Source organism: Flaviramulus aquimarinus (assembly GCF_039543205.1).
Classification (GTDB): Bacteria; Bacteroidota; Bacteroidia; order Flavobacteriales; family Flavobacteriaceae; genus Flaviramulus_B; species Flaviramulus_B aquimarinus.
The window spans coordinates 1372888-1397340 of sequence record NZ_BAABJH010000001.1 but is presented as its reverse complement, the minus strand read 5'-3'; the positions used below and the strand labels follow the sequence as shown (position 1 = coordinate 1397340).

The following is a 24453-nucleotide window of genomic DNA, read 5'->3' as shown; positions in this document are numbered from 1 at the left end:
AAAATTCAGATTTGGTTTTTGAATTTTTATTGATAATAAAATATACACGATAAAGAACCAGAAAAAATTCAAGCATTATCTTGTATATCCAAAACGTTGCATCAAGAATTTAGGAAAAAAAGAAATACATAATATTTGAATAATCAACATATCACGATTTTATCTGTTTAACCTAACATTCTTTATTAAGAACGTTTAACCAAAATATTTTTAAGTGTTGAATTTAAAATTAAGGTTTGGTACCTCGAGCGATTAACTTTTACGTTCAAAAAAAAGCCGTTATCAAAGTTAATAGAAATAGAGCCCTTATAGGTATTTCAGGCAGGGTTTGTATCGGGAGAATGAATCATTTAGGCGAAAAAACCTGTTTTTCTATTTGAAAGATTATCTTTTAAGAGCTTTTTTAGTAATAGTTGCTCCGTTTGATAATTCAACTTTAGCGATATAAATACTTTTTCTCAAATTAGAAAGGTTATAAGTTTCAAGATGACTATGGCCTTTGAAACGGTATAGCTGTCTGCCCAAAAGGTCATAAATACTAACTGATTTAATACTTAAGTTATTAGCTATTGTAAACTGTACATGATTGTCTTCTAACTCGTTTATCTTTAACGATTTTGAGTTTAAAGCAACATCATCTATTGATAAAGAAGCTTCGTTAAATACAATTTCAAAACGGTCGTTAAACTCATCAGGTTCAGATGTGAATGTATAATTAGAAGCGGATAAATTATGAGATGAGTTAAGTAAATGATCTATTAAATATATAGAGTTACTTGTTAAAAAGTCACCTTCAATTTGTGCCAAAGAAAGTGTGTACTCGGTAGGGACTTCAACATTTGTAATAAAGCCAAGTTTTATAATTTCGTTTTCATCAATACTATTTATGTTTTTCCCTTGGATTACATATTTAACAGTATCAGTATCTGCTAATGTATATAGTGCAGCTGCAAAATCCGTGGGAATTAATTTTGGAGCATCGTAAGACATGCCATCATTTTGATCTGTGGCACCGTCAACATAACCTATTAGTACTTGATTGAATATACCATTGTCTGAAGTTAGATCTATCCATAGTTTGTTTTCAAAATTGGTATTAGCATTTGATTTTTTTGTACGGGTAGATTTAAAAAATTGACCATTACTAGTATCATCCGCTAGTCGCATGGCATTGGTAAACGTTACTGTGCCTGTACTTAAAGCAGGAATGAAAAACCCTTGAGCCGAGGCTATATTGCCAGTAGGTATTTTTCCAGCTACTCCACCAGCTACACCTCCTGTTCCAACAGTAAAAGTGGCGTAATCGTTAAGGTTAAAATTTTGATCTTCATTACCAAGGTTGCCTTCATCTGGAGGTGAAGCTTGCGACCATAAATATGCTACACCATCAACAACACTAGAATTTGCAGTATGGAATGCCACAAAATCGATAGCACTAGCATATGGGTTACCGATAAAATTCCAGTTTACTCCAGTATTCATAGCATTTAAAGCAATACTTACAGGGACATCTCCAGTATTAAAGTCGCCTTCGAAAGACGCTGTTCCTGTTGCTCCTGGAATATGGAATTCACTTTCGGTTGCCGCATATCCAACGCCTGGAGTCATGGTATCACCACCTCCGGCAATTTGCCAATCGTCATCATTATCATCAATATCATCTCCGTTATTGTCAACAAAATTGGCAGCGTTAAACCAAAAACGTCTGTCTGTTGGCGCACTTGGGAATGCATCTCCAATAGTTTCTCCTAATACTGGTGAACTCCAATAGGTATAATAATACCAAGCTGCTTTTACGGGTGTTTGTTTGTTTACTCTAGCAACACCTCCTACATTAACAGTAAATGCTCCTAAATCACCATTTTGCACAAAATTACCTTCGGTTTGTACGATTAAGGTACCATTAACTACAACATCATTTTCAACTTCAATAAAGGAATTATTATCAACTGTTAAGGTTACTCCAGCATTAACAGTTAAGCTACAGGCTTGGAAATCTCCAGCACTGGTGTTGTAATTGGCAGCAATAATAACTTCTGTTGTTAAGTCTCTTGCACCGCTCCAAGAGCCATTCCAGGTAACTGTGGAGAGGCATGGATTACAAGTAAAGCTACAAGTGTTAGTTAACGTAAATCTTGGATTATTAGCCACATTCCAGTTGTTTGAGTCATTTACAGCTGCTAAAATATAAGGGGTGTTAGTAGTTACTGAACAATCATATTGCCCATTATCAAAGTTTCCAGCATATATAGCATCTACTCCATTGGTTAAACCAGCTGGAATAGCACTAGTGTTAGAACTAGTTGCGTTTGTCCATCCTGTAGGTGTAGATGTTGCGAAATGTATTGCAGCAATAAATGTTGGAGAAGCAATAGTCCCTTGATAAGCTAATATTTGATCACCACTTATTGATAAACTAAAACCATTATTCGTTTCGGTTGCAGTTCCACTTGTTGCTGAATAATTATTCGAATTAATATCAGTTATAACAATTTCAGTTCCACAAGTTAAATCTGATGTCGCTTCCCAAGTTAGAACACCTTCATTATTTCTAAAACTCCCTGAATTTTGCCAGCCGTTATCTGTAAAATTAATCGTAGTTGTATTTGTAACATCTGTTAATAGAACAAATGAGAATTCATCTGGATTATCAGCGTTATATCCAATAAAAGCAATGTCTCCAGCAGTTAAAGTAGTTTGTCCGTAACCAAAATTAAATACAAAAAGCAACAATACTATGTAAATAATCTTTTTCATAATCGTTAAGTTTTAAAATTTAAGATTTGGCTTTTATAAATTTTTAATTCTTATTGTTAATAATTCTATTGTTATTTTTGACAACATTATGCTATCAAAAAAAACATATACCGTACATGAGGCTACCAAAAAACTGGAGCATTATTGTGCGTATCAAGAACGGTGTCATCAAGAAGTTAGACAGAAGTTAGTAGCTATGCATATGATACCCGAAGTTATCGATATTATTATAGTCCATCTTTTGGAACATAACTTTCTTAATGAAGAACGTTTTGCCAAAACATTTGTAAGCGGTAAGTTTAGAATTAAGGCTTGGGGCCGACGTCGATTAACTTATGAATTAAAGAAAAAAGACATTGGCAAAGTTAATATAAATCAGGCACTTGCAGAAATTGAAAATATGGAATATATCGAGGTTTTTAATGATTTAGCCGAAAAAAAAGCCAATTCTATTAAAGAAACCAACATTTTTAAGAAACGTAAAAAATTAATCGACTATCTGTTATATAGAGGCTGGGAATCGCACTTAGTGTACGAAAAAGCAAGTGAGTTGATTAAATAAAAACAAAAAAGAGGTAAAAAAAATCGCTATTTTTACCTCTTTTTTTATGAATTTTAGTTGTACTATAAGTTAAAAACAGCACCTAAATTAATTGTGAATTGGTTGTGCAACGTTTTAGCAGGCGTTAAAGTACCAGTTTTATATTTTGCAAACGGCGCATTTAATTCAGTATAAACACCAAAGCCATCAGTAAAAAAGTAACGCGCACCTAAATGCCCACCAAAGTTTTTAAGCCCAAGGCTTAAACCAGGATACACATCAAAGTTGTCATCAACATTTATTACATTTCCTAAGTTTGCATTAAAACGTGCTCTAACGTCAAAACGATTATCAAAATCGGCATCTAATGCATCTATCGTATTGTTTTTTAAAGCATCATTAACCCCTAAAAGATACGTGGAGGATATACCAATAGATATATTTTCGCCAATACCAAAATCGTAACTTACATTAAGACCAGTACCGTTATCTTGAATGTTAGCACCAACCTGGAATTTGTTATCGCCTTTACCTATAAAAGCTTGAGCATTAATAAGTGAAACACTTAGTATTGTTAATAATAAAATTAAATTTTTCATGATTTGAGTTTAAATTTTAAGCTGGCAAAGATATTAGAAGTTTTTTAAAATCAAACGTTTATTTATAAATGCTTATGGGTTTTAACTATGGCTTGTTTATTTTTCCAATCAATCCATTTTTGTCCTTTAATTTTACGCATGGCATTATCATAATTGCGCATAATAAAAACATTATAAATGGCTTTCCCGAAATTCTTAGGATTTCTGGCCATAGCGCGTAAACTCATCGAAAAACCAGGCGTTATGTATCGCATGTAGTGCCAATACCCTTCTGGCATGTATAAAACTTCCCCATGGTTAAGATCTGTTTTGTAACCCTTAGCTTTTTTTAACATAGGCCATTTTTTAAAATCAGGATTATTAAAATCTATATCTTCCCTAGCTATAAGCGAATGTGGAATTTTATACAGATAATCGCTTTGTTTTTGGTCAAACAGTATACATTGTTTGTTGCCTTCAAAATGAAAGTGAAAAATATTGGCCAAATCAATATCATAATGCATAAAGGTATGCGAATTCCGTCCACCAAAAAATAGCATAGGAATGCCTTTCATTAAGCGTAATCCAAAATCAGGAAATGTAAAATCGTTTTGTAGTGCGGGGATTTCTTTTAAGGCATTCCACAAAAAAATACGATATTTAGTAGGTTTGTTTTTTAATAAATCTATGTAGTCGCCCAATTTCATTTTGGCATGTGGTTGATTAAAACCATCCTTATAATCTACAGGTCTATCGTCGTAAAGCGGAATGGTTATATCTTTACCAACCGTTTTCATGTATTCCAAATTCCATTTAGTAAATGCTGGCCAATCTTGTATATATTGCTCAATTACCACAGGCTTTTGTGGTTTAAAGTAGTGCTTTAAAAAGTCCGCCTTAGTAATGGATTTTACTCGCGGAATATCTTGTAAGTTTAGAGACAACACTTAATGGTTTTGGACAGTAAAGTTAATAAAACGGGATAAAAACAGAAATAGTATTTTAGACGTATTAGCTTCATATAGCTTTTGTGTCCACCTATAGTTTACTCGAATAGCTAACGGAAAAGAATTATCTTTTATGCTGAAATTGTATAATTCTTTCTAACGGAAAAACAACTCAATACTATATTATTTAACGGCCTTGGCTTTCTCCTTTGCAGCTTCATTACGTTCAATAGTGTGCTCTGGCCTAGTCCATTTTGGTTTTTCGCCTAGGGCTTCGTATTCAGATTCGCTAGCTTCAACAGTTTGAGGTTGTACCTTTTTCGTGAATGGTTTTTGTGGATTTAACCCTAATAACTGAAACATTTTCATGTCTTCATTTACATCAGGATTAGGGGTTGTTAGTAATTTATCGCCAGCAAAAATAGAGTTAGCACCAGCAAAAAAGCACATAGCCTGTCCTTCTCTGGTCATTTGAGTTCTACCGGCACTTAAACGTACTTGGGTTTCAGGCATTACAATTCTGGTTGTAGCAACCATTCTAATCATCTCCCAAATAGAAACGGGTTTTTGGTCTTCTAGTGGTGTGCCTTCAACAGCTACTAATGCATTAATAGGTGTCGATTCTGGCTGCGGGTTTAATGTAGAAAGTGCAACAAGCATACCAGCTCTATCCTCTACTTTTTCACCCATACCTATAATACCACCACTACAAACTGTAACATTGGTTTTACGGACATTATCAATGGTGTCTAAACGGTCTTGATAACCACGAGTAGAAATCACTTCCTTATAATAGTCTTCAGATGAATCTAAATTATGATTGTAAGCATATAAACCTGCTTCTGCCAAGCGTTGTGCTTGGTTTTCAGTAATCATTCCTAAAGTACAACAGACTTCCATATCTAGTTTGTTAATAGAACGTACCATCTCCAAAACTTGATCAAACTCCTCGCCATCTTTTACATTTCTCCAAGCAGCTCCCATACAAACACGAGAACTTCCTGTAGATTTTGCACGTAAAGCTTGGGCTTTTACTTGTTGGACACTCATTAAATCATTGCCTTCAATATCTGTATGATAGCGTGCTGCTTGCGGACAATAACCACAGTCTTCAGAACACCCACCTGTTTTTATGGATAACAAAGTGCTTACTTGTACCGTATTGGGGTCATGGTTTACGCGGTGTACTGTTGCTGCCTCGTAAAGCAACTCCATTAAAGGTTTATTGTATATGTCTAGAATTTCTTCTTTGGTCCAGTTGTGTTTAGTCGCGCTCATAAATCTGCTCGTTAGTTGAAGTCAAAAATACTAATTATAAGGATATACTTTTACTTTTTAATCGATAAAATATAAACCATAAATCATTCTAAAATTGTAATAGCTTTTAAATAGCGTACTATATTTTCGTATTTTGGAAAGAAATTTTTTAGGCATTAAAAAATATGCGAAATTTTGATAATATAGGAAGACTAAAAGTTTTCATTAAAAACCCACAAAAAAAAGGGTTTTTTAAAATGTTTAAAGAATGTTGTAAGCTTCTTATTATTAAAAAAGAAATCCCGTTTTATTATTTTAAGTATTTGTATTGTAAAGGGGTAACTAATTATTTAGACTATTTAAGCACCAAAGAAGTTGTTGCCATAGGCAATAGCAAAATATTACATAAGCCAGAATATAAAGACTTACTTGAAAATAAATTGCTCTTTACTTTGTTTAGTGAAAAATGTTCAATTAACACCCCACGTTTAATAAGTTACAATCTGGGGAATACTTTTAGCTTTGGTAATAAAAGTGAAATCATTAGTAGTAGAAAAGCGCTTATTACTTTTTTTGAAAGTGTATTTGCTTCAACAAAGATAGATGCCATTTTTTTTAGGCCGCCTTCTGAATATGGTGGAAAAGGCTGTTTTAAACTAAGTAAAAATAATTTAGTTGCTGAAATTGAGGCTATATATGAATCGTTAATTCGTGGTTGTTTTGTTCATACCGAAGTTGTTAAACAGCACGAAAGCATAAATGCAATATACGATAAATCTTTAAATACAATAAGGGTCATTTCATTAATAACTCCAGAAAACACCATTGAAATAATTTGCGCTTTTATGCGGTTTGGTGTTGGAGAAAGTGTTGTTGACAATGCTTCTTCTGGCGGATTTTATGTGGGAATAGATTTAGATAGGGGCACTTTAAACACTTCTGGGCATTATATGCTTGAGTATGGGGGCGGTAATGTTTATGAGCATCCTAATAGTGGTTATAAATTTGAAGGTTTTAAAATTCCATATTTTAAAGAAGCATGCAAAGAAGTTAAAAAAACCGTTAAAATAATACCAGACAGGTTTATAGGTTGGGATGTAGCCATAACCCCAAATGGGCCAACAATTGTTGAGGCAAATTCTGGCCCACATATTTTTTTAAGTGATTATGCTTATGGGGGACTTTTAAAGAATCAGCACATAAAGAATTTGATTAAAGAATTAAAGACCGTTAATTGATTTTAAGATGATGAATAGAATACAAGTTTTTTTAAAATACCCCCATAAGAAGAGCATTATTAAAATGATTAAGGAGGTTTTAATCCTTATGGTTAATAAAAGGGAAATACCGTATTACTATTTTAAATATTTATACAGAAAAGAGGTAACCAATTATCTAGACTATTTAAGTCTTGGAGAGCAAAGAACAATGCAATTTCATAAAGCCTTACATAACCCAGAATATGTTACTTTAATTAACAATAAGTTGTATTTTCATTTATTAAGTGAAAAGACTTCTATCAAGACACCAAAGTTGTTAAGCTATAATTTTCAATCTAATTTTTTTTATAATAATAAAATTGTTCAAATTAATAGTATAGAAGAATTCACCCGTTTTTTTGACAACATATTCCAAAATGCTAATATTGAAGGTGTGTTTTTTAGACCACCTTCAGATTATGGAGGTAAAGGCTGTTTTAAAATAACTAAAGGACATTTAAACAGTCAATTAGATGAGGCCTATGAAACTCTAAAAGCAGGAAATTTTGTTCATACAGAACTTATTAGACAACATCCTTTAATTAATCAAATACATAGTAGTTCCATAAATACATTAAGAATTATTTCATTGATAACCTCTAATGATACTATTGAGATAATCAGTGCTTTTATCAGATTTGGAATAGGAAATAGTGTTGTTGATAACGCTTCTTCTGGCGGGTTTTTTGTGGGAATTAATTTGAATACTGGAACGTTGAAACCGCATGGTCATTTTTTGCCTGAGTATGGCGGGGATAAAATAACAGAGCATCCAGATAGTAGTTTTAAATTTGAAGGGTTTACAATTCCTTTCTATGAAGACGCTTGTGAAAGTGTTATTAATGCGGTTAAAATCATTCCTGATAGGTTAATAGGTTGGGACGTTGCTATAACTTCGGATGGCCCCATAATTATTGAAACTAATGCTGAACCACATATGCAAATGAGTAATATTGCCTATGGTGGGTTATTAAAAAACAAACACGTAAAAGAATTAATGCAAGAACTGAAAACAATGTGATATTACCTACTTATAAATTTTCAAGACGCATTTTTACTTAACAATATACTCACCGCATTACCGCCAAACCCTACTGCGTTGACTAATATGTTTTCAATTTTTCTTGGTGTTTTTGGGTTCTCTAAGTAAGGAACACCAATAAATTTTTGATGTTGCAACATTAAAACAGCAAGTTCTATATTTAATGCTCCTGAGGCTCCAAAGGTGTGTCCAATTTTCCATTTATTTGAAGTTATGGATGGAACATCATTTTTAAAAATGGCTTGAATGGCTTTAAATTCAGAAATATCCCCTTTTATGGTTCCTGGTGCATGCATTACAATGATATCAATGTCATCAGGATTTATATCTCCCAATGCCATGATCATAGACTTTTGAAAACATTTGGCATCACTAGAAATAGAAATGTTGTGTTTTAAGATTTCAGTAGCATAACCAAAACCTTTTATAATAGCGAGTGCATGTTCCTGTATTCCAGATTCTAAACATGCCATGGATGCACCTTCTCCCAAAACCATAGTGTTTTTGGCTTTGTCGAGGTCTAAGGCACGACATGGAAAATCATCCTCTTTTTTCGCATAAATTTTTAAAGCCTGCATTTGTGCAATGGTAAAAGGTGTTAATGGCGCTTCGCTACCACCAACTAAAAAGGCATTGCTCATTCCAGAATTTATCCAAGCTATTCCATTTAACATAGCATGTAAAGCTGTTGAACAGGTTATGGAATGACTTATTTCTGGACCTTGAGTTTGTAAATCGTGAGCCACCCATGATGAGATATTACCTAACGTTGTGGTTGGTGAACTTAAGGTTTGGGCTTTATTGTTCTTTAAAAAATCTTCATGATAGGTTTCGAAAAGTTTAGTAGCCCCTCGTGATGAACCAATGTTTATTCCAAAATTATCTAAATTTTTCCAATTCGCTTGTTTTATGGCTTGTCTGGATGCATAAATAGCATACAGAACGGTGTTGTCAAGAGATTTGTATTTGTTATCCGATTGGCGTAATATATCTACCTCTTCCTTTGCGTTTTTAGGAATTTCAGCTACTAAAACGTCTTTTCCTAAAAACCCTTTTTTGGTAATGCAATGTGCATTGTTTTGATAGCTTTTCCATGATTCTTCAAAAGATTTTCCTAATGGAGAAATAGATGAAATAGCAGTTATTGAAATTGGTTTTTGCAAAAGCTTTATTTTGAGTGCAAAGTTATACTATTTCTAAGGCATCTTCTATAACCTGATAGACTTTTTGTAGTTGTTTTTCTGTAATAACATATGGCACTTGTATGTATATAGTATTTCCAAGAGGTCTTAAAAAAACACCGCTATCCATAAAGAATTTTAAAAGCTTATCACGCAAGTCTCCATAACGCTCCATTTTTGTGTTGAGGTCTAGGGCAAAAATAACTCCTAAATGTCTTGTGGTTTTTATATTAGGATGGTTTTCAATACGTTTTTGGAATGTGCTATGGGCTTCCATTATTGTTTTGATACCATTCTGAATGTCCTTAGACTTTAAAAGTTCAATGCCTGCAATAGCAGCAGCACATGCTACAGGATTTGCAGAATAGGTATGGCAATGAAAAAAGCCTTTAGAAATATCGTTACTTAAAAATGCGGCATAAACGTCTTGGGTACAAGATGTGATTGCCATAGGTATTAATCCTGCGGTTAAGGCTTTACTAAGGCAAATAATATCTGGTTTAGTATCTATATAATCTGAAGCAAAATAGCGACCGGTTTTTCCAAAACCAGTCATAACTTCATCAGCAATAGTGAGGATATTCTGGTTTTTGAAGTATTTTAAAATGGTGTTTAACCCAAGAGCCTCATGAGTTTTCATACCTGCGGCACCTTGTATTAGTGGTTCGTAAATAAAACCTGCAATATCATGGTTAGAAACAAACGCTTTTAGCTGCTTTAAAATGATTTCCGTATTTGTGCCATTTGGTGTTGGAATACGTTTCACATCGATTAAAAAATCTTCAAAGGGTCCATTATAAACCGATAATCCTGACACGCTCATGGCTCCAAAAGTATCACCATGAAATCCATTTTCAAAAGCAATAAATGTAGAACGCTTTTCGCCTTTGTTGTAATAATATTGAAGTGCCATTTTAATACCAGCTTCAACAGCGGTAGAACCATTATCATTAAAATAAATTTTATTTTGATTTTCAGGAAGTATTTTAATGAGTTCTTCAGATAGTTTTACAGCAGGCTCATGTGTAAAATCGCTAAACATAACGTGGTCTAATTGCTGCATTTGCTTGTAAACGCTATGTGTTATATAATCGTTACAGTGGCCATACATGCAGGTATACCAAGATGCAATGGCGTCAATATATTCGTTTCCGTTTTCATCTGTTAACACACAGCCTTTTGCTTTTACAATGGCTAAACTCTCCGGTTGTAATTGATGTTGTTTTAGCGGGTGCCAAAGGTGTTTTTTATCACGTTCTTGTAATGTCATAGGTTTTCTTTAAACAATTCAGCATATTCTTTAATAACATTCTTGTCAAAATAAGGTTCGTCATCAATTCTTCCAATAATAGGAACTTGGGTCATTTTTTTGATAATATATTCAGTTGTTTTATGTTCGTTTCCACTGAAAATAATCGATACATCAAATCCCTTTTCTTTTAGCATATTTACTGTTAGAAGAGTATGGTTTATACTTCCTAAATAATGTCTAGACACAACTATAACTCTATAATCTGATTTTATTAAATCAAAAATGGTGTCCTTGTTATTTAGTGGTACTAATAATCCGCCAGCGCCTTCAATTACTAAATGATTAGTTGTCAGGATTGGCACCTTGATTTTATTAATATTAATTTTAACACCATCAATATCAGCGGCTCCGTGAGGACTCATAGGTGTTTTTAAGGCATATGCATTTGGGTAGAATTTTGATTTAGTATTTGAAATTAATTGTTCTACTTTTTTTGTGTCGCAATTATCTAATTCTCCTGCTTGTATTGGTTTCCAATAATCAGCTTCTAAAGCTTCGGTAACTATTGCTGAAGCTATGGTTTTACCAACATCAGTTGAAATTCCTGTGATGAAATATATACTCATTTTAAATCGAATTCTGTTTTACAATCTTCACACGTGTATTTATGTCTTGTATAAAAAGGGAGTGCCGAAAATAATACACCAAAAATAAACGCAAAAAACGATTTAGCATCTTTTATTGTTGAAAATAACTCAATATGATTCCCTTGGCAATTTGGACAATTAATAGCGTGGCCTTCTTCATCAACAGAATAGTTGTTTATAGATTCTAAAATATGTTGTGCTTTTAAAGCATCTGTTGATAATACTTTAAGTTTAACACCTCCAATGGCGTTACTTACTAAGGGGTCTGTATCTATAGTTAGATTATCAAATAAAAACACCTGAATACCTTCGAACTCTAAGCGCCCTTTTATAATTTGGGCTTCTGTAGAGTATTGGAATCTAGCTATGGTTTTAAATGTATCGCTCATATAATGACAGTTATGTTTTATGAGATACTGAAACGAGTTCAGCATGACTAGGTTACAAAAGTAACTAACAGTTGTAATAGTTTTGATATATCATTCTCTGAATTATAACTATGTAAACAAAAGCGTAAACGTTCTTTGCCTTTTGGAACAGTTGGTGATAAAATAGGTTTTATATCAAACCCATGGTCTTGTAATTTCTGGGCGATTGATTTTACTTTATCGTTTCCTGAAATAATACAGCAATGAATGGCTGAATGTGATTCAATAAATATACTTTCAAGCTTATTTTTAACGATTTGAGCTTTGAAAAACTGGATGTTTTTATGGAGTTTATCTATGCTTAACGTATCAATTAATTCGTGATAAGCGGAATTTAGGGTTGCTAAACTATGTGGAGGTAAAGCAGTCGTGTAAATAAAGCTTCTAGAAAAATTAACTAAATATTGCTTTAAGCTTTCGCTGACCAAAATAGCAGAGCCATGACACCCCATAGCCTTCCCAAAAGTAATAATGCGTGCAAAAATATCATCTTCTAAATTTAAATTTTGAATAATGCCAGCACCGTATTTTCCAAAAACACCAGTAGCATGAGCTTCATCTACAACTAAAAAAGCGTTATGTTTTTTGCTTATCTGCGACATGCCCTCCAAATAGGGAGTGTCTCCATCCATTGAGAATACGGATTCTGTGACAATGTATACATTGTCATGCTGAACTCGTTTCAGCATCTTATCAAGATGAGTTAAATCGTTATGTTTAAATTTATAAGCCTTGGCATGACTCATACTAATACCATCTCGAATGGATGCATGAATGTACTCGTCATATAAAATAATGTCGCCTCGTTGAGGAATACTAGAAAAGAAACCAATATTAGCATCATAACCTGAATTAAACAATATTGCTGCTTCGCTATTATGAAAACTTAAGAGCATGGTTTCTATAATAGTGTAAAGTGGATGGTTTCCTGAAAGCAATCTAGATCCTGTAGCGCCATTTTGTTTAATGTTATGGCCGATTAAAAAGTCATAAGCGTTTTTAAAAATAGTTTCAGATTTTGAAAACCCCAAATAATCGTTTGATGAAAAATCAATCAATTCATTTTGCGTTCCTAGTTGCCGTAAAGCGTTATTAGCTTTGCGCTCTTCTAATTTATCTTGTAATTTTTTAGGGAAGGTTTTCATCTAAAACAAATATAAATAATGCTTTTATCATTCTAGAATTTAAAATCTTTTTAATTAAAATTATTGTTTTTCGATAATTTTACATATTTTTGTTATCGAAAAACAATAATAATATGAAAGTAAAGAAAGTTTTTAATATAATGAATGTCATATCGTGGATTGTATTTGTAGGGTATTGTGTCAAAGCAGGAGCTATAACTATAGTGTCGATTCTAAGTCTATTTGTAAATAAGAATGTTACTGAAAATTTATATATGGGAATTGACCTCTCGAATCTTTATAGTTTTAACAAAATACATTATACATTCTTTGTGTTACTTATCATATTGATTGTAGCTTTAAAGGCCTTTATTTTTTATTTTCTAATTAAAATATTTGAAATAATGAATTTTAATAAGCCTTTTAACTCCCTGGTGGAGGGATTAATATTTAAAATCAGCTATGTTTCATTATCTGTTGGACTGATAGGGATTGTTGCGAATTCATATAAAACATGGTTGACATATAAAATAAGCTTTACCGAATTAGATATTGATAATTCTGCTTATATATTTATGGCCGGTGTCATATTTGTTGTAGCATCTTTATTTAAGAGAGCAACTGAAATTCAATTTGAAAACGACTTAACAATTTAATTATGAAAAACAATACAAACATTTTAACCTTTATTACTTGGGGGCTTTTGTTATCTGCAATTTCAATATTGCTAAATGATATCCGCGAGTTTGATTTTAACCAGTTTAAGGAGTTTCATAACTGGGCAAAAACAGCAAATAAAAATGAGCCATGGTTTACGTCAGAAAATGCCATTCAATGGGGCTATTATGCTATCAGTGCGGGGTTATTTTTCTGGAGAGGCTATCTTCTTTATGGGTTTTCTTATTTTTTATCAATTCTAAAAGAAATTGAAAATGGAAACTATTTTAGCGATAAGAATATTAGTTATTTTAAAAAGATTGGAAATATATTTATTTGGTATACCATTAATGTTTTAGTGTTAAGGTTTCTTTTAGCAACAATTAATAAGTCTACATTTAACTTTTTTAATGAGCTTAAAGCAGAATTTACATTTTTAATCCCAGTAGGGTTAGCATTTTTTATTCTTGCTGAAATTTTTAAGCGAGCAAAAGATAATGAAGAGGAAAACAAATTAACTATATAGCTATGGCCATAATCGTAAATCTTGATGTTATGCTGGCCAAGCGACAAATGAAAAGCAAGGAGCTAGCAGAAATTATTGGCATAACCACAGCAAACCTGTCTATTTTAAAATCAGGAAAAGCAAAAGCAGTTCGGTTTTCCACTCTAGAAGCTATTTGTAAAGCTTTAGATTGCCAGCCAGCAGATATTTTAGAATATACTTCTGCTGAACAAAGCCCAAGTATTGACGATTAAAATTGTATTTTTGATAAAAATTTCAATTTTATAATTTTAGCTATGAAAACATATTTCTTTCTTTTGATATTCCTTATTTGTTCTATCGGTTTTGCACAAAACAATTATATCGTAAAAACGGAAGATGGCAGACGTGTTCTGTTAAAAGCCGATTATACTTGGGAGTATATTGATATGGTAAAACCTTCTGGAGATAGTGTCTCAATAGTGTCTTTAAAGCCAATAAAAAGTAAGACCTGCAATGTTGCGCCAGATTTTACCGAGCCTAAATTGGATAAAAAAATTCAATCACAGCTTAAAAAAACAAGAGCAACTATCAATCACGTAAAAAAGAAGGTCGCTAAAGACTATAATTGTACTGTGGAAGATGTTTTGCTATTATCATTTTTAGAAAAAAAAGAAAGAGGTTTGTATGACTTTTGTGCTAATGGGACTAAAGTGACATATAAGCGTATAGGAAGCACGATTATCAAAAACGGAAAGTTGTTTTAATACTAGACGCTTTTAACATTCTTTTTACAGTGCATTCAGTATCTTTACTATCATGTATGCCCTAGTAGATTGTAATAATTTTTATGCGTCTTGCGAACGCGCTTTTAATCCAGCTTTACGCAACAAACCCATTGCTATTTTAAGCAATAATGATGGCTGTGTTATTTCGAGAAGCGATGAAGCTAAAGCTTTAAAACTACCTATGGGTGCACCCATTTTTAAATGGGATTCGTTTTGTAAAGCCAATAATATTTTAGTGTTTTCATCTAACTACCCACTTTATGGCGATATGAGTAGTCGGATCATGAAAATTTTAGAGCAGTTTACTCCAGATATTGAAATTTACAGTATTGACGAATCATTTTTAGAATTTAAAGGTTTCGAGAATCATGATTTTAAAGATTACGGAAACCAAATTCGAACGCGCGTTTTAAAGTGGACAGGTATTCCAACTTGTGTAGGTATAGCGCCAACAAAAGCATTGAGTAAAGTCGCCAATAAAATAGCACGTAAGTTTCCAGAACAAACAAAAGGTGTTTATGTCATTGATTCTGATGAAAAACGTATTAAAGCCCTAAAATGGATAACGTTAGAAGATGTTTGGGGTATTGGTCGTGGGCTACAAAAACGCTTAAAAGCTAAAGGGTGTAAAACAGCATATGATTTTACACAACTTCCAGATGATTGGGTACGTAAAAGTTTTTCGATTACAGCTTGGAAACTTAAAAAAGATTTAGAAGGCATTTCCAAAATAAAGCTTGATGAGGTAGAAGCAAAACGGGCTATAGCTACCACAAGAAGTTTTGAGTATACCTATTCAGATATCGATAATATAAAAGAGCGTATATCAACTTTTGCTACAAGTTGCGCCGAAAAATTAAGAAAACAAGGATCTAGTTGTCACGTGATTTATGTAGTTTTAAGTAGCGATAAACATAAAAAAGATTTACAGCAGCATCGCGCAAGTCGAGTTGTAAATTTGCCTTATCCAACGGATTCCAGCTTGATTATTAGTCAGGAAGCAGTTCAATCCGTTTCGCATATATTCAAAAAAGGTATAAAATACAAACGCGCAGGAGTTATTGTTATGGGTTTGGTCCCTACAAATAATCATCAATTACAGATGTTTGAACATGAAAACCCTAAGCATAAACCTTTAATGTATACTATTGATAAGTTGAACGAAAAATATGCCAATTATAAAGTAAAATTAGGAAGTCAAGATTTAAAACGTACATGGAAAATGCGTCAAGAACGCCTGTCTCCACGATACACTACAAATATTAATGACATTATAGTCGTTAAATAAAAAAGAATTCTCCAAGGTTTAGCCTTGGAGTTTCCGTTGGAATTGTCATTCCCGTGAAGGCGGGAATCTAAATATAAAATTTTGGTTCCAAAAAATTTTGTATTAAAGCAAGAATCTCAAAAATTTAATTTAAATTTAAAAGCACCAATAAATAGAGGTAACCCATGATACTACACAAATCCAATGCCCTAACTTTTTTTACTCCAAACCCTATAAAAGGTTTAGGCGCTCCTTTTTTCGATACAGGTATTTCTGCTGGATTTCCATCACCGGCCGAAGATTTTAAAGAACAGCGATTATCATTAGATAAAGAGCTTGTTAAAAATAAAGAAGCCACTTTTTTTGCTCGTGTTAGTGGGCAATCTATGATTGGGGCTGGGCTAGATGATAATGATTTATTGGTCATTGACAGAAGTTTAGAGCCATCACATAATAAAATAGCCGTGTGCTTTTTAGATGGAGAGTTTACTGTAAAACGATTAAAGGTAAACACAGATGGCGTTTGGCTAAAACCAGAAAATCCTAATTATCCGATTATAAAAATTACTGCCGAAAATGATTTTATTATTTGGGGTATTGTTACTAATGTCATTAAGAAAGTTTAGTCATTCTTATGGGTGGTATTATTTATAAAAAGGCTATCACGAATAACGAATTGCATCAAATTTTGGAGTTGCAACACCGTAATATTCCAACATCAATTTCTAAGGAAGAAAAACAAAATGAAGGTTTCGTAACGGTTCATCATGATTTTGAAACATTAAAAACCATGAATGATGCCTGTGCCCATAGTATTGCAATACATAACAATGAGGTTATTGGGTATGCACTAAGTATGGTTAAAGATTTTAAAGATGCTATAGCTGTTTTAAAACCCATGTTTCAAGAAATAGAAATTAGCATAAAACCTATGGTTCGTTATATAGTAATGGGTCAAGTTTGTGTAGACAAACCATACAGAAAGCAAGGCATATTTAGAGGTTTATATGAATTTATGCGTTTAAACCTTAAGCCTGACTTTGATTTTGTTATAACCGAGGTAGATGCAAAAAACACAAGGTCTTTAAATGCACATTATGCAATAGGGTTTAAAGTGTTAAAAACATATATTTCCAATAATCAAAAATGGGTTTTGTTATCTTGGTCTTGGCGTTAGCTTAGTCAATAATACTTTGTAAATTGTTTTTCAGAGTCTATTTTATGTCAATAGGAGAAAATAATTCTTTCCAAAAAGGAATAGTGTTAAATTTAAATAATTCAAAAATTAATTAAATGAGTTTTAGAGTTTTCATTCTTTTTTACATCATAGTAAATTGTGTTGGTTGTACTAAAAAGAACGATAATATTTCTTTTCAAGACGGAAAGAATACCGTATTTACATTCATTCCCCAAAGTCATTCAAAAATAGATTTTGAAAATAAAGTTGAAGAAAATTTATATTTTAATTTTTTAAATTTCAGTTATATCTATAATGGTGGTGGTGTTGCTGTTGGCGATATTAATAATGATGGATTGGAAGATATCTATTTTACATCCAATCAAAATTCAAATAAACTATACCTAAATAAAGGCAATTTTGTGTTTGAAGATATTACGGAACGCGCTCGAGTTGAAGATGATCAAGGTTGGTCTACTGGTGTAACTATGGTAGATATTAATAACGATGGGTGGTTAGATATTTATGTTTGTAAATCTGGGTCATTAAAAAATCGAAAAGGCAGACAAAACAAACTTTTTATAAATCAAAAAAATAATACGTTTAAAGAAGAAGCTTTAAAATATGGATTACAAGAGTATAGTTTTTCTACACAAGCCCATTTTTTAGATTATGATAAAGATGGTGATTTAGATATGTTTCTGGTCAACCACCGAGCAGATTTTAATAACAATGTATTACTTAGTGATCCAAGTCTCCAGCCAAGATTAACAAAAGATGATGTAGATCGTTTATTCAGAAATGATAACGGAACATTTGTAGACGTAACAAAAAAAGCAGGAGTTGCAAAAAAAGCATGGGGATTAAGTGCCTCTATTGGCGATTTCAATAATGATTCGTGGCCAGATATTTATGTAGCAAACGATTTTTTAGAACCCGATTTTTTATATATCAATAATAAAAATGGGACGTTTACAGACGAAATTTTAACACGTTTTAAACATATTTCAGCCAATAGTATGGGTTCAGATTTTGCTGATATAAATAATGATTTACTACCAGATCTTTTGGTTTTAGATATGATGGCTGCCGATAGAAAACGTGGTAAAGAAAACATGGCAACCATGAGTACTGCAAAATTTAACCGTATGGTTAATAAAGGCTATCATCATCAATATATGTCTAATATGTTGCAACTTAATAACGGTAATGAAACCTTTAGTGAAATTGGCCAGTTTTCTAGTATAGCAAAAACAGATTGGAGCTGGGCACCTTTAATTGCCGATTTTGATAATGATGGTTTTAATGATATTTTTATAACCAATGGTATTGAAAATGACCTGTCTAATCAGGATTTTAGAAATAGAATGCGCAAAAATATTAGGAACCGTAAAAAGGTAAGTTTAGAAGAGGCTATAGATATGATACCTTCTACAAAATTAGCCAATTACATGTTTACAAATAATGCGGATTATACGTTTAAAGATGTGTCTGTCGATTTTGGTTTTGACACTAGAATAAATTCAAATGGTGCTGCTTATGCAGATTTTGATAATGATGGCGATTTAGATTTGGTACTTAATAACCAATCAGATAAAGCATCCGTTTACAGAAACAATACTGAAGCTAATTATATAACAATACATTTAGAAGGCCCAGAGCAGAATATAAAAGGCATTGGTGCAAAAGTAGAAGTTTACACCAATAATACACAGCAATTAAAGGCATTGTATGCAAGTAGAGGCTATCAATCATCCGTAAGTTATAATTTGAATTTTGGGTTAGGAACATCCAAAACTATTGATAGCTTGAAAGTTGTTTGGAATGATAATAAAACGCAAACATTAACTAATATTGAAGGAAATAAACGCTTAACCTTATCCTATTCAAAAGCAAAAAAGGATGATGTTATTTCTAAAAAAGAAACCCCATTGTTTAATTCGGTTTCAGCTTCTAGTATAGGGATTAATTACAAGCATAAGGCGGTTAGTTTTAATGATTACAATATGCAGTTATTACTACCCCAAAAACAGACTACAATTGACCAAGCATTAACAGTTGCAGATATAAATAATGATGGGTTAGATGATATTTTTATAGGGAATACGATGGGGTTTCCTGCGGAACTGTATATACAAAATAACTTAGGTGCTTTTTTAAAAACAAATCAAGACCTATTTGAAAAAGACAAAGCATATAACGATAATAATGCGCTGTTTTTTGATATTGATAATGATAATGATTTGGATCTGTATGTAGCTTCAGGTAATTACAGCCAGTCGGAGAAAAGTCCTTTACTCCAAGATCGATTATATATAAATGATGGCAAAGGACATTTTTCTAAAAGAAGGCTTCCAAAAATGCTAAGTATTACAAAAGCTATTGCAGCTAATGATTTTGATAATGATGGCGATTTAGATTTATTTATTGGAGGACGTGTGGTTTCAGGAAAATACCCTAATGCACCAACATCCTATCTATTGGAAAATAGAAAAGGCAACTTTATAAATGTGACTTCCAAAAGAGCTATAGATTTACAGTCTATTGGTTTAGTAAATGATGCTCTGTTTTCAGATTATGATAATGATGGTGATAATGATTTAATAGTAACAGGCGAATGGATGCCTATTTCATTTTTTAACAACAATAAAGGTGTTTTTACTAAAGTTGATTTGCCAACAGATACTAAAACAGGCTGGTTTCAAACTATAAAAGCTATAGATTACGATGCCGATGGCGATGATGATTATTTTGTTGGAAATTTTGGAAAAAACAATAAATTTCATCCAACAGATCAATCACCATTACATATTTACGCTAATAATTTTGATGACAATACGAGTTATGATATGGCGCTTAGTAAAGAATCTAATGGAGATTTGTTTCCTATTCGAGGTAAAGAGTGCTCCTCACAACAAACCCCTTTTTTAAATGAAAAAATTGAAACATTTAAAGAGTTTGCCAACTCGAATATTATTGATGTTTATGGTAAAGAAAATATTGAAACTGCGCTGCATTTAGAGACGTCTAGTTTTAGTTCGTATTATGTTCAAAATAATGGTAACGGTAATTTTGAATTTATGTTATTACCCAATAAAGCACAGTTTGGGCCTACTTTAGATTTTGAGTTTTTAGACCTTGATAAAGATGGGATATTAGAGGTTTTAGGTGTTGGAGGCATATATGATTCTGAAGTTGAAACGATTCGTTATGATGCTTCTCAGGGCTATATTTTAACTCATAATGGTTCTAATGAAATAATCGTTTATAAAGATTTAATAAGTCTAAGTAATAAAGAAATAAAGGCCATTGAAAGTATTTTTATTAAAGGGAAGTTACATCTTTTATTGATGCATCCAAATGAAGGGCTAAGTATCTTAAAGGTTAAATAAAACGCATAAAAAAACGCGAAGTGTAAAGCTTCGCGTTTTTAAAATATTTTAAAATGAAATTTAGTCAGCTAAAACAATAACTTTGTTGTCTTTCATTTCTAAAGTCCCAGAGTTAATCTTTAATAAAGTAGTGCCTTTGTCACCTTTAGTAAATTTATCTTGAACGGCTTCATCTAATTCAATGCTTCCTGAAATTTTCACAACACCTTCTTTTAATATAGAAACAATTGGTGCGTGGTTATTTAACATTTCAAAATCACCATTTACGCCAGGAACATAAATACTAGTTACTTCTCCGCTAAATAAGGTTGCTTCAGGTGATACGATTTCTAAATACATAGTTTCTAAAATTTCAATTTTCAAAAACTAAATTCCAAAATCAGAACGTATTGGAATTTAGAATTTTTGTTTTTGGAATTTATCAAGCAAAGCTTGATTACGCCTCAGCTAACATTTTATCTCCAGCTTCAATAGCTTCTTCGATGGTTCCTTTAAGGTTAAACGCAGCTTCTGGTAAGCGATCTAATTCGCCGTCCATAATCATGTTAAAACCTTTAATAGTTTCTTTAATATCAACTAATACACCAGGAATACCAGTAAACTGCTCAGCTACATGGAAAGGTTGAGATAAGAAACGTTGTACACGTCTTGCTCTACCTACAGCTAACTTATCTTCTTCAGATAATTCTTCCATACCTAAGATGGCGATAATATCTTGTAATTCTTTATAACGTTGTAACAACTCTTTTACTCTCTGTGCACAAGCGTAATGCTCTTCTCCTAAAATATCAGCAGTTAAAATTCTTGAAGTAGAATCTAATGGATCTACCGCAGGATAGATGCCTAACTCAGCAATTTTACGAGATAATACGGTTGTTGCATCTAAGTGAGCAAAGGTTGTAGCAGGTGCAGGATCCGTTAAATCATCTGCAGGTACGTAAACCGCTTGTACAGATGTAATAGAACCTCTTTTAGTTGATGTAATACGCTCTTGCATTGCACCCATTTCTGTTGCTAATGTTGGTTGGTAACCTACCGCAGAGGGCATACGACCAAGTAGTGCAGATACCTCAGAACCAGCTTGTGTAAAACGGAAAATGTTATCTACGAAGAAAAGGACATCTTTTCCTTGCCCTTCACCAGCACCATCACGGAAATACTCAGCAATAGTTAAACCAGATAAGGCAACACGAGCACGTGCTCCAGGAGGCTCATTCATTTGTCCGAAAACGAACGTTGCTTTCGATTCTTTCATTTTAGATTTATCAACTTTAGATAAATCCCATCCACCATCTTCCATAGAATGCATAAAATCATCACCGTAACGGATAATTCCAGATTCTAACATTTCACGAAGTAAATCATTCCCTTCACGAGTTCTTTCACCCACTCCAGCAAATACAGATAAACCACCGTGTCCTTTTGCAATATTGTTAATCAATTCCTGAATTAATACGGTTTTACCTACTCCAGCACCACCAAATAAACCAATTTTACCACCTTTTGCATAAGGCTCAATTAAATCGATTACTTTAATACCTGTAAATAAAACTTCAGTAGATGTTGATAAATCTTCAAATTTAGGTGCTTGACGGTGAATTGGTAACCCAGCGTCTCCAGCTTTAGGTAAATCTCCAAGACCATCAATAGCATCTCCAATTACATTAAATAAGCGTCCGTAAACATCATCTCCAATCGGCATTTGAATAGGCGCTCCTGTTGCAGAAACTTCAGTTCCTCTACTTAAACCATCTGAAGAATCCATTGCTATAGTACGAACCGTATCTTCTCCAATATGAGATTGAACTTCTAGTACTAAAAGCGAACCATCTGCTTTCTTAATTTCTAATGAATCGTAAATTTTTGGAAGTTCTGAACCTGCACTAAATGCAACATCAATAACTGGACCTACTATTTGTGCAACTTTACCTGTAACTTTAGACATTACTTATGTATTTAATATTATGCGTTTTAATTCTAAGAAAACACTTCAAGTTTTCGCGTGCAAAGATATATTTTTTAATTTAAAATGAAAGTTGTTTTTTAGGTTTTTTGGAATAAAAAAACACCTTCAATTTGAAGGTGTTTAGAAATTATATTTTAACTATATTTTATTGTAGTAAAGGCGAGTAGTTTGTTGGGTAATCATTTGGATCAGGCGTGTTTCCAGAATCTATGAAATTTGATCCGAAAGATGCATCTATAGCTTCTAAATATTTAGAAGCCATATACGAATAGCCTCTGGCAGTTAAATGAATTCCATCTAAACCAATAAACCCTCCAGTTACAAGGTCTGTATTCATATTAAAACCACCAAAAGTAACCCCATTAGTCAAAGCATTTTCAAAAATGCTTTTTAAATCTACTAAGGCAATATTTTCGTTTGAGCTAGCCTCAGCTTCAACAGTGTTATTATATCCAATAATTGCATTTGTCATAGCTTCAATCTCATCATTATCTAAAACATCAGAATCATCTATACCATTCACTGCAGATATAACTAAGCCTGCTTGTTGTGGTGTAGGCGTTCCTCCAGCTTGTAATAGCCCTAATACTTGAAGTACTTCAGGAGTTAAAGCTACAGAACCATAGCCTTGATTAGCTAAAGCATCTCGATTTATAGTGAGTAATATCCTTTCTTCTTCAGTCATTTGTCTAAATCCTAAAGGATTTGTTGGTATAGCAGGAACGTCTATTAAAAATCTATTTGGTCCTTCATTAAAAGTAATAGCATATTGTGCAGCCAATGCTTGTGCTTGTTCTAATGGTAGTCCTTGAAAAACTGCTCCCTGTGTAAATATTCCAGCAACGGCTTGAAAAAAACCAGTTAAACTAGCTGCTTGTTCAGCATCTAATACTAAAGCATTATTTGGTATTGCTGTAAAATATGGTAAATCTTCAGGGAAAGGCGTATTAGTAACAATCCCTTTAGCACCATTTGCTGTTAATTGTTGTATTGCAGTATTAAAAGCAAAATCAAAAGTTCCTTGATCTGTTAAAGGTTCTGATCCATCACCACCAGAAGTTGCATAACTTAAAGCATCATTACCTGAGAAAAATGTTAATGTAAAAAAGGTCGGATTTTGGTTAACAGCCAAATCAATAAGCGATGCATCTGGAGTGTTTCCTGTTAATCGAACTGCATAAGGATTTGCACCACCTGGGAAATTAGCAATATTTCCATACCCAGGAGCAATAAAATGAAAACTTTTAGGACTCCCCATAAGTCCTAGATTGTTAAAAGGTCCAGTTGGATTATTCAATGTTATATCTGTGGAAACTGTAACAGGTCCGATAACTGATTCTAGAGGAACAGGTCCATCACCTCCAAAAACCAATCTGGGTGGTGCTATTCTGGTTCCAGCAAAAGCCAAACCTCCAAAATTATCATTTACTAAAGGTTGAATAAAATCTCCTCCACCAATTTTTGCAAATTCCATGGATAACATTTTTGGGAATGAATTTTCTTGCCCAGCTTTAAATGTTGCTCCATCCGTCATACCTGCAGTAAATGATGCTCCTACAGCAACATAATTTGAAAAATCTGCACTTCCATCTGTTAATTCTGGTAAGACAACCGCATCTGGTAAAATGTTATTATCATCTTCGTCGCAAGCTATAAATCCTATTAAAAGGACAATAAGCCATATATGTTTAATATTCATAATTATTTTT

At 32.8% G+C, this 24453-nt stretch carries 23 protein-coding genes; 11 read left to right on the top strand and 12 right to left on the bottom strand.

The window, feature by feature from the left end; genetic code table 11:
• Positions 1-384 precede the first annotated feature (384 nt).
• Positions 385-2757: a T9SS type A sorting domain-containing protein gene (locus ABD941_RS06510; RefSeq protein WP_345273247.1), complete on the bottom strand. Its 2373-nt coding sequence runs from the start codon at positions 2755-2757 to the stop codon at positions 385-387.
• Positions 2758-2845: 88 nt separating this feature from the next.
• Between ABD941_RS06510 and ABD941_RS06505 the strand changes: the two genes are divergently transcribed.
• A complete protein-coding gene (locus ABD941_RS06505; RefSeq protein ID WP_345273245.1) occupies positions 2846-3319 on the top strand; it encodes a regulatory protein RecX in 474 nt (157 codons plus the stop codon).
• Between the two features lie 62 nt (positions 3320-3381).
• On the opposite strand, the gene ABD941_RS06500 is transcribed toward ABD941_RS06505, so the two are convergent.
• The 3 genes from ABD941_RS06500 to bioB form a co-directional block, all read right to left on the bottom strand.
• The gene (locus tag ABD941_RS06500) at positions 3382-3897 is read right to left on the bottom strand and encodes a DUF6646 family protein (protein WP_345273244.1); all 516 of its coding nucleotides are present in this window, start codon (positions 3895-3897) and stop codon (positions 3382-3384) included.
• A 62-nt stretch (positions 3898-3959) separates the two neighbouring features.
• Positions 3960-4820 carry a cupin-like domain-containing protein gene (locus tag ABD941_RS06495; protein ID WP_345273242.1) on the bottom strand — a complete coding sequence of 287 codons (861 nt, stop codon included), beginning with the start codon at positions 4818-4820 and terminating at the stop codon, positions 3960-3962.
• A gap of 186 nt (positions 4821-5006) precedes the next feature.
• Complete coding sequence (gene bioB, locus ABD941_RS06490) at positions 5007-6101, bottom strand: biotin synthase BioB (RefSeq protein WP_345273241.1); 1095 nt, start codon at positions 6099-6101, stop codon at positions 5007-5009.
• Between the two features lie 164 nt (positions 6102-6265).
• Between bioB and ABD941_RS06485 the strand changes: the two genes are divergently transcribed.
• Both ABD941_RS06485 and ABD941_RS06480 read left to right on the top strand, forming a co-directional pair.
• Complete coding sequence (locus ABD941_RS06485; RefSeq protein WP_345273240.1) at positions 6266-7318, top strand: sugar-transfer associated ATP-grasp domain-containing protein; 1053 nt, start codon at positions 6266-6268, stop codon at positions 7316-7318.
• Positions 7319-7325: 7 nt separating this feature from the next.
• Complete coding sequence (locus tag ABD941_RS06480) at positions 7326-8360, top strand: sugar-transfer associated ATP-grasp domain-containing protein (RefSeq protein WP_345273239.1); 1035 nt, start codon at positions 7326-7328, stop codon at positions 8358-8360.
• 20 nt (positions 8361-8380) lie between these two features.
• Here the strand turns inward: ABD941_RS06480 and ABD941_RS06475 are convergent, their stop codons facing one another.
• Genes ABD941_RS06475 through ABD941_RS06455 form a run of 5 tightly spaced genes read right to left on the bottom strand, consistent with a single transcriptional unit; the run spans position 8381 to position 13034 of the window.
• Positions 8381-9544: a beta-ketoacyl synthase N-terminal-like domain-containing protein gene (locus ABD941_RS06475; protein ID WP_345273237.1), complete on the bottom strand. Its 1164-nt coding sequence runs from the start codon at positions 9542-9544 to the stop codon at positions 8381-8383.
• Positions 9545-9566: 22 nt separating this feature from the next.
• Positions 9567-10832, bottom strand: a complete 1266-nt coding sequence (gene bioA, locus ABD941_RS06470; protein ID WP_345273236.1) for an adenosylmethionine--8-amino-7-oxononanoate transaminase — start codon at positions 10830-10832, stop codon at positions 9567-9569.
• Positions 10829-11440, bottom strand: coding sequence for a dethiobiotin synthase (bioD, locus tag ABD941_RS06465; protein WP_345273234.1), 612 nt, complete (start codon positions 11438-11440; stop codon positions 10829-10831). The genes bioA and bioD overlap by 4 nt, the downstream gene beginning before the upstream one ends.
• A complete protein-coding gene (locus tag ABD941_RS06460; protein WP_345273233.1) occupies positions 11437-11850 on the bottom strand; it encodes a putative signal transducing protein in 414 nt (137 codons plus the stop codon). The genes bioD and ABD941_RS06460 overlap by 4 nt, the downstream gene beginning before the upstream one ends.
• Before the next feature lie 47 nt (positions 11851-11897).
• A complete protein-coding gene (locus tag ABD941_RS06455; RefSeq protein ID WP_345273232.1) occupies positions 11898-13034 on the bottom strand; it encodes an aminotransferase class I/II-fold pyridoxal phosphate-dependent enzyme in 1137 nt (378 codons plus the stop codon).
• A 113-nt stretch (positions 13035-13147) separates the two neighbouring features.
• Here ABD941_RS06455 and ABD941_RS06450 point away from each other — a divergent pair, with 113 nt between their 5' ends.
• From ABD941_RS06450 to ABD941_RS06415, 8 genes are all read left to right on the top strand, one after another.
• Positions 13148-13669: a DUF2975 domain-containing protein gene (locus ABD941_RS06450; RefSeq protein ID WP_345273230.1), complete on the top strand. Its 522-nt coding sequence runs from the start codon at positions 13148-13150 to the stop codon at positions 13667-13669.
• Positions 13670-13671: 2 nt separating this feature from the next.
• A complete protein-coding gene (locus tag ABD941_RS06445) occupies positions 13672-14196 on the top strand; it encodes a DUF2975 domain-containing protein (RefSeq protein ID WP_345273229.1) in 525 nt (174 codons plus the stop codon).
• A 2-nt stretch (positions 14197-14198) separates the two neighbouring features.
• Entirely contained in the window at positions 14199-14429 is a 231-nt protein-coding gene (locus ABD941_RS06440; RefSeq protein WP_345273228.1) for a helix-turn-helix domain-containing protein, read from the top strand.
• 42 nt (positions 14430-14471) lie between these two features.
• Positions 14472-14921, top strand: coding sequence for a DUF3157 family protein (locus ABD941_RS06435; RefSeq protein WP_345273226.1), 450 nt, complete (start codon positions 14472-14474; stop codon positions 14919-14921).
• 52 nt (positions 14922-14973) lie between these two features.
• The gene (locus tag ABD941_RS06430) at positions 14974-16230 is read left to right on the top strand and encodes a Y-family DNA polymerase (protein WP_345273225.1); all 1257 of its coding nucleotides are present in this window, start codon (positions 14974-14976) and stop codon (positions 16228-16230) included.
• A gap of 164 nt (positions 16231-16394) precedes the next feature.
• Positions 16395-16835, top strand: a complete 441-nt coding sequence (locus tag ABD941_RS06425; protein WP_345273223.1) for a LexA family protein — start codon at positions 16395-16397, stop codon at positions 16833-16835.
• Between the two features lie 8 nt (positions 16836-16843).
• Complete coding sequence (locus ABD941_RS06420) at positions 16844-17386, top strand: GNAT family N-acetyltransferase (RefSeq protein ID WP_345273222.1); 543 nt, start codon at positions 16844-16846, stop codon at positions 17384-17386.
• Between the two features lie 116 nt (positions 17387-17502).
• Positions 17503-20778, top strand: a complete 3276-nt coding sequence (locus tag ABD941_RS06415) for a VCBS repeat-containing protein (RefSeq protein WP_345273220.1) — start codon at positions 17503-17505, stop codon at positions 20776-20778.
• A gap of 60 nt (positions 20779-20838) precedes the next feature.
• Here ABD941_RS06415 and ABD941_RS06410 read toward each other — a convergent pair whose 3' ends face one another.
• The 3 genes from ABD941_RS06410 to ABD941_RS06400 all read right to left on the bottom strand — a co-directional run bounded on the left by ABD941_RS06410 (position 20839) and on the right by ABD941_RS06400 (position 24443).
• Positions 20839-21117 carry a F0F1 ATP synthase subunit delta/epsilon gene (locus tag ABD941_RS06410; RefSeq protein ID WP_345273218.1) on the bottom strand — a complete coding sequence of 93 codons (279 nt, stop codon included), beginning with the start codon at positions 21115-21117 and terminating at the stop codon, positions 20839-20841.
• A 97-nt stretch (positions 21118-21214) separates the two neighbouring features.
• Positions 21215-22723, bottom strand: a complete 1509-nt coding sequence (atpD, locus tag ABD941_RS06405) for a F0F1 ATP synthase subunit beta (protein WP_345273217.1) — start codon at positions 22721-22723, stop codon at positions 21215-21217.
• A 166-nt stretch (positions 22724-22889) separates the two neighbouring features.
• Positions 22890-24443, bottom strand: coding sequence for a G-D-S-L family lipolytic protein (locus tag ABD941_RS06400; protein WP_345273216.1), 1554 nt, complete (start codon positions 24441-24443; stop codon positions 22890-22892).
• Between the last annotated feature and the right edge of the window lie 10 nt (positions 24444-24453).

Coding starts and splice junctions, on each gene's coding strand:
- ABD941_RS06485 (WP_345273240.1), top strand. CDS start 6,266: ATGCGAAATTTTGATAATATAGGAAGACTAAAAGTTTTCATTAAAAAC.
- ABD941_RS06505 (WP_345273245.1), top strand. CDS start 2,846: ATGCTATCAAAAAAAACATATACCGTACATGAGGCTACCAAAAAACTG.
- ABD941_RS06450 (WP_345273230.1), top strand. CDS start 13,148: ATGAAAGTAAAGAAAGTTTTTAATATAATGAATGTCATATCGTGGATT.
- ABD941_RS06510 (WP_345273247.1), bottom strand. CDS start 2,757: ATGAAAAAGATTATTTACATAGTATTGTTGCTTTTTGTATTTAATTTT.
- ABD941_RS06440 (WP_345273228.1), top strand. CDS start 14,199: ATGGCCATAATCGTAAATCTTGATGTTATGCTGGCCAAGCGACAAATG.
- ABD941_RS06420 (WP_345273222.1), top strand. CDS start 16,844: ATGGGTGGTATTATTTATAAAAAGGCTATCACGAATAACGAATTGCAT.
- ABD941_RS06410 (WP_345273218.1), bottom strand. CDS start 21,117: ATGTATTTAGAAATCGTATCACCTGAAGCAACCTTATTTAGCGGAGAA.
- ABD941_RS06480 (WP_345273239.1), top strand. CDS start 7,326: ATGATGAATAGAATACAAGTTTTTTTAAAATACCCCCATAAGAAGAGC.
- ABD941_RS06400 (WP_345273216.1), bottom strand. CDS start 24,443: ATGAATATTAAACATATATGGCTTATTGTCCTTTTAATAGGATTTATA.
- ABD941_RS06455 (WP_345273232.1), bottom strand. CDS start 13,034: ATGAAAACCTTCCCTAAAAAATTACAAGATAAATTAGAAGAGCGCAAA.
- ABD941_RS06415 (WP_345273220.1), top strand. CDS start 17,503: ATGAGTTTTAGAGTTTTCATTCTTTTTTACATCATAGTAAATTGTGTT.
- ABD941_RS06445 (WP_345273229.1), top strand. CDS start 13,672: ATGAAAAACAATACAAACATTTTAACCTTTATTACTTGGGGGCTTTTG.
- ABD941_RS06460 (WP_345273233.1), bottom strand. CDS start 11,850: ATGAGCGATACATTTAAAACCATAGCTAGATTCCAATACTCTACAGAA.
- ABD941_RS06425 (WP_345273223.1), top strand. CDS start 16,395: ATGATACTACACAAATCCAATGCCCTAACTTTTTTTACTCCAAACCCT.
- bioB (WP_345273241.1), bottom strand. CDS start 6,101: ATGAGCGCGACTAAACACAACTGGACCAAAGAAGAAATTCTAGACATA.
- bioD (WP_345273234.1), bottom strand. CDS start 11,440: ATGAGTATATATTTCATCACAGGAATTTCAACTGATGTTGGTAAAACC.
- ABD941_RS06500 (WP_345273244.1), bottom strand. CDS start 3,897: ATGAAAAATTTAATTTTATTATTAACAATACTAAGTGTTTCACTTATT.
- ABD941_RS06435 (WP_345273226.1), top strand. CDS start 14,472: ATGAAAACATATTTCTTTCTTTTGATATTCCTTATTTGTTCTATCGGT.
- atpD (WP_345273217.1), bottom strand. CDS start 22,723: ATGTCTAAAGTTACAGGTAAAGTTGCACAAATAGTAGGTCCAGTTATT.
- bioA (WP_345273236.1), bottom strand. CDS start 10,832: ATGACATTACAAGAACGTGATAAAAAACACCTTTGGCACCCGCTAAAA.
- ABD941_RS06430 (WP_345273225.1), top strand. CDS start 14,974: ATGTATGCCCTAGTAGATTGTAATAATTTTTATGCGTCTTGCGAACGC.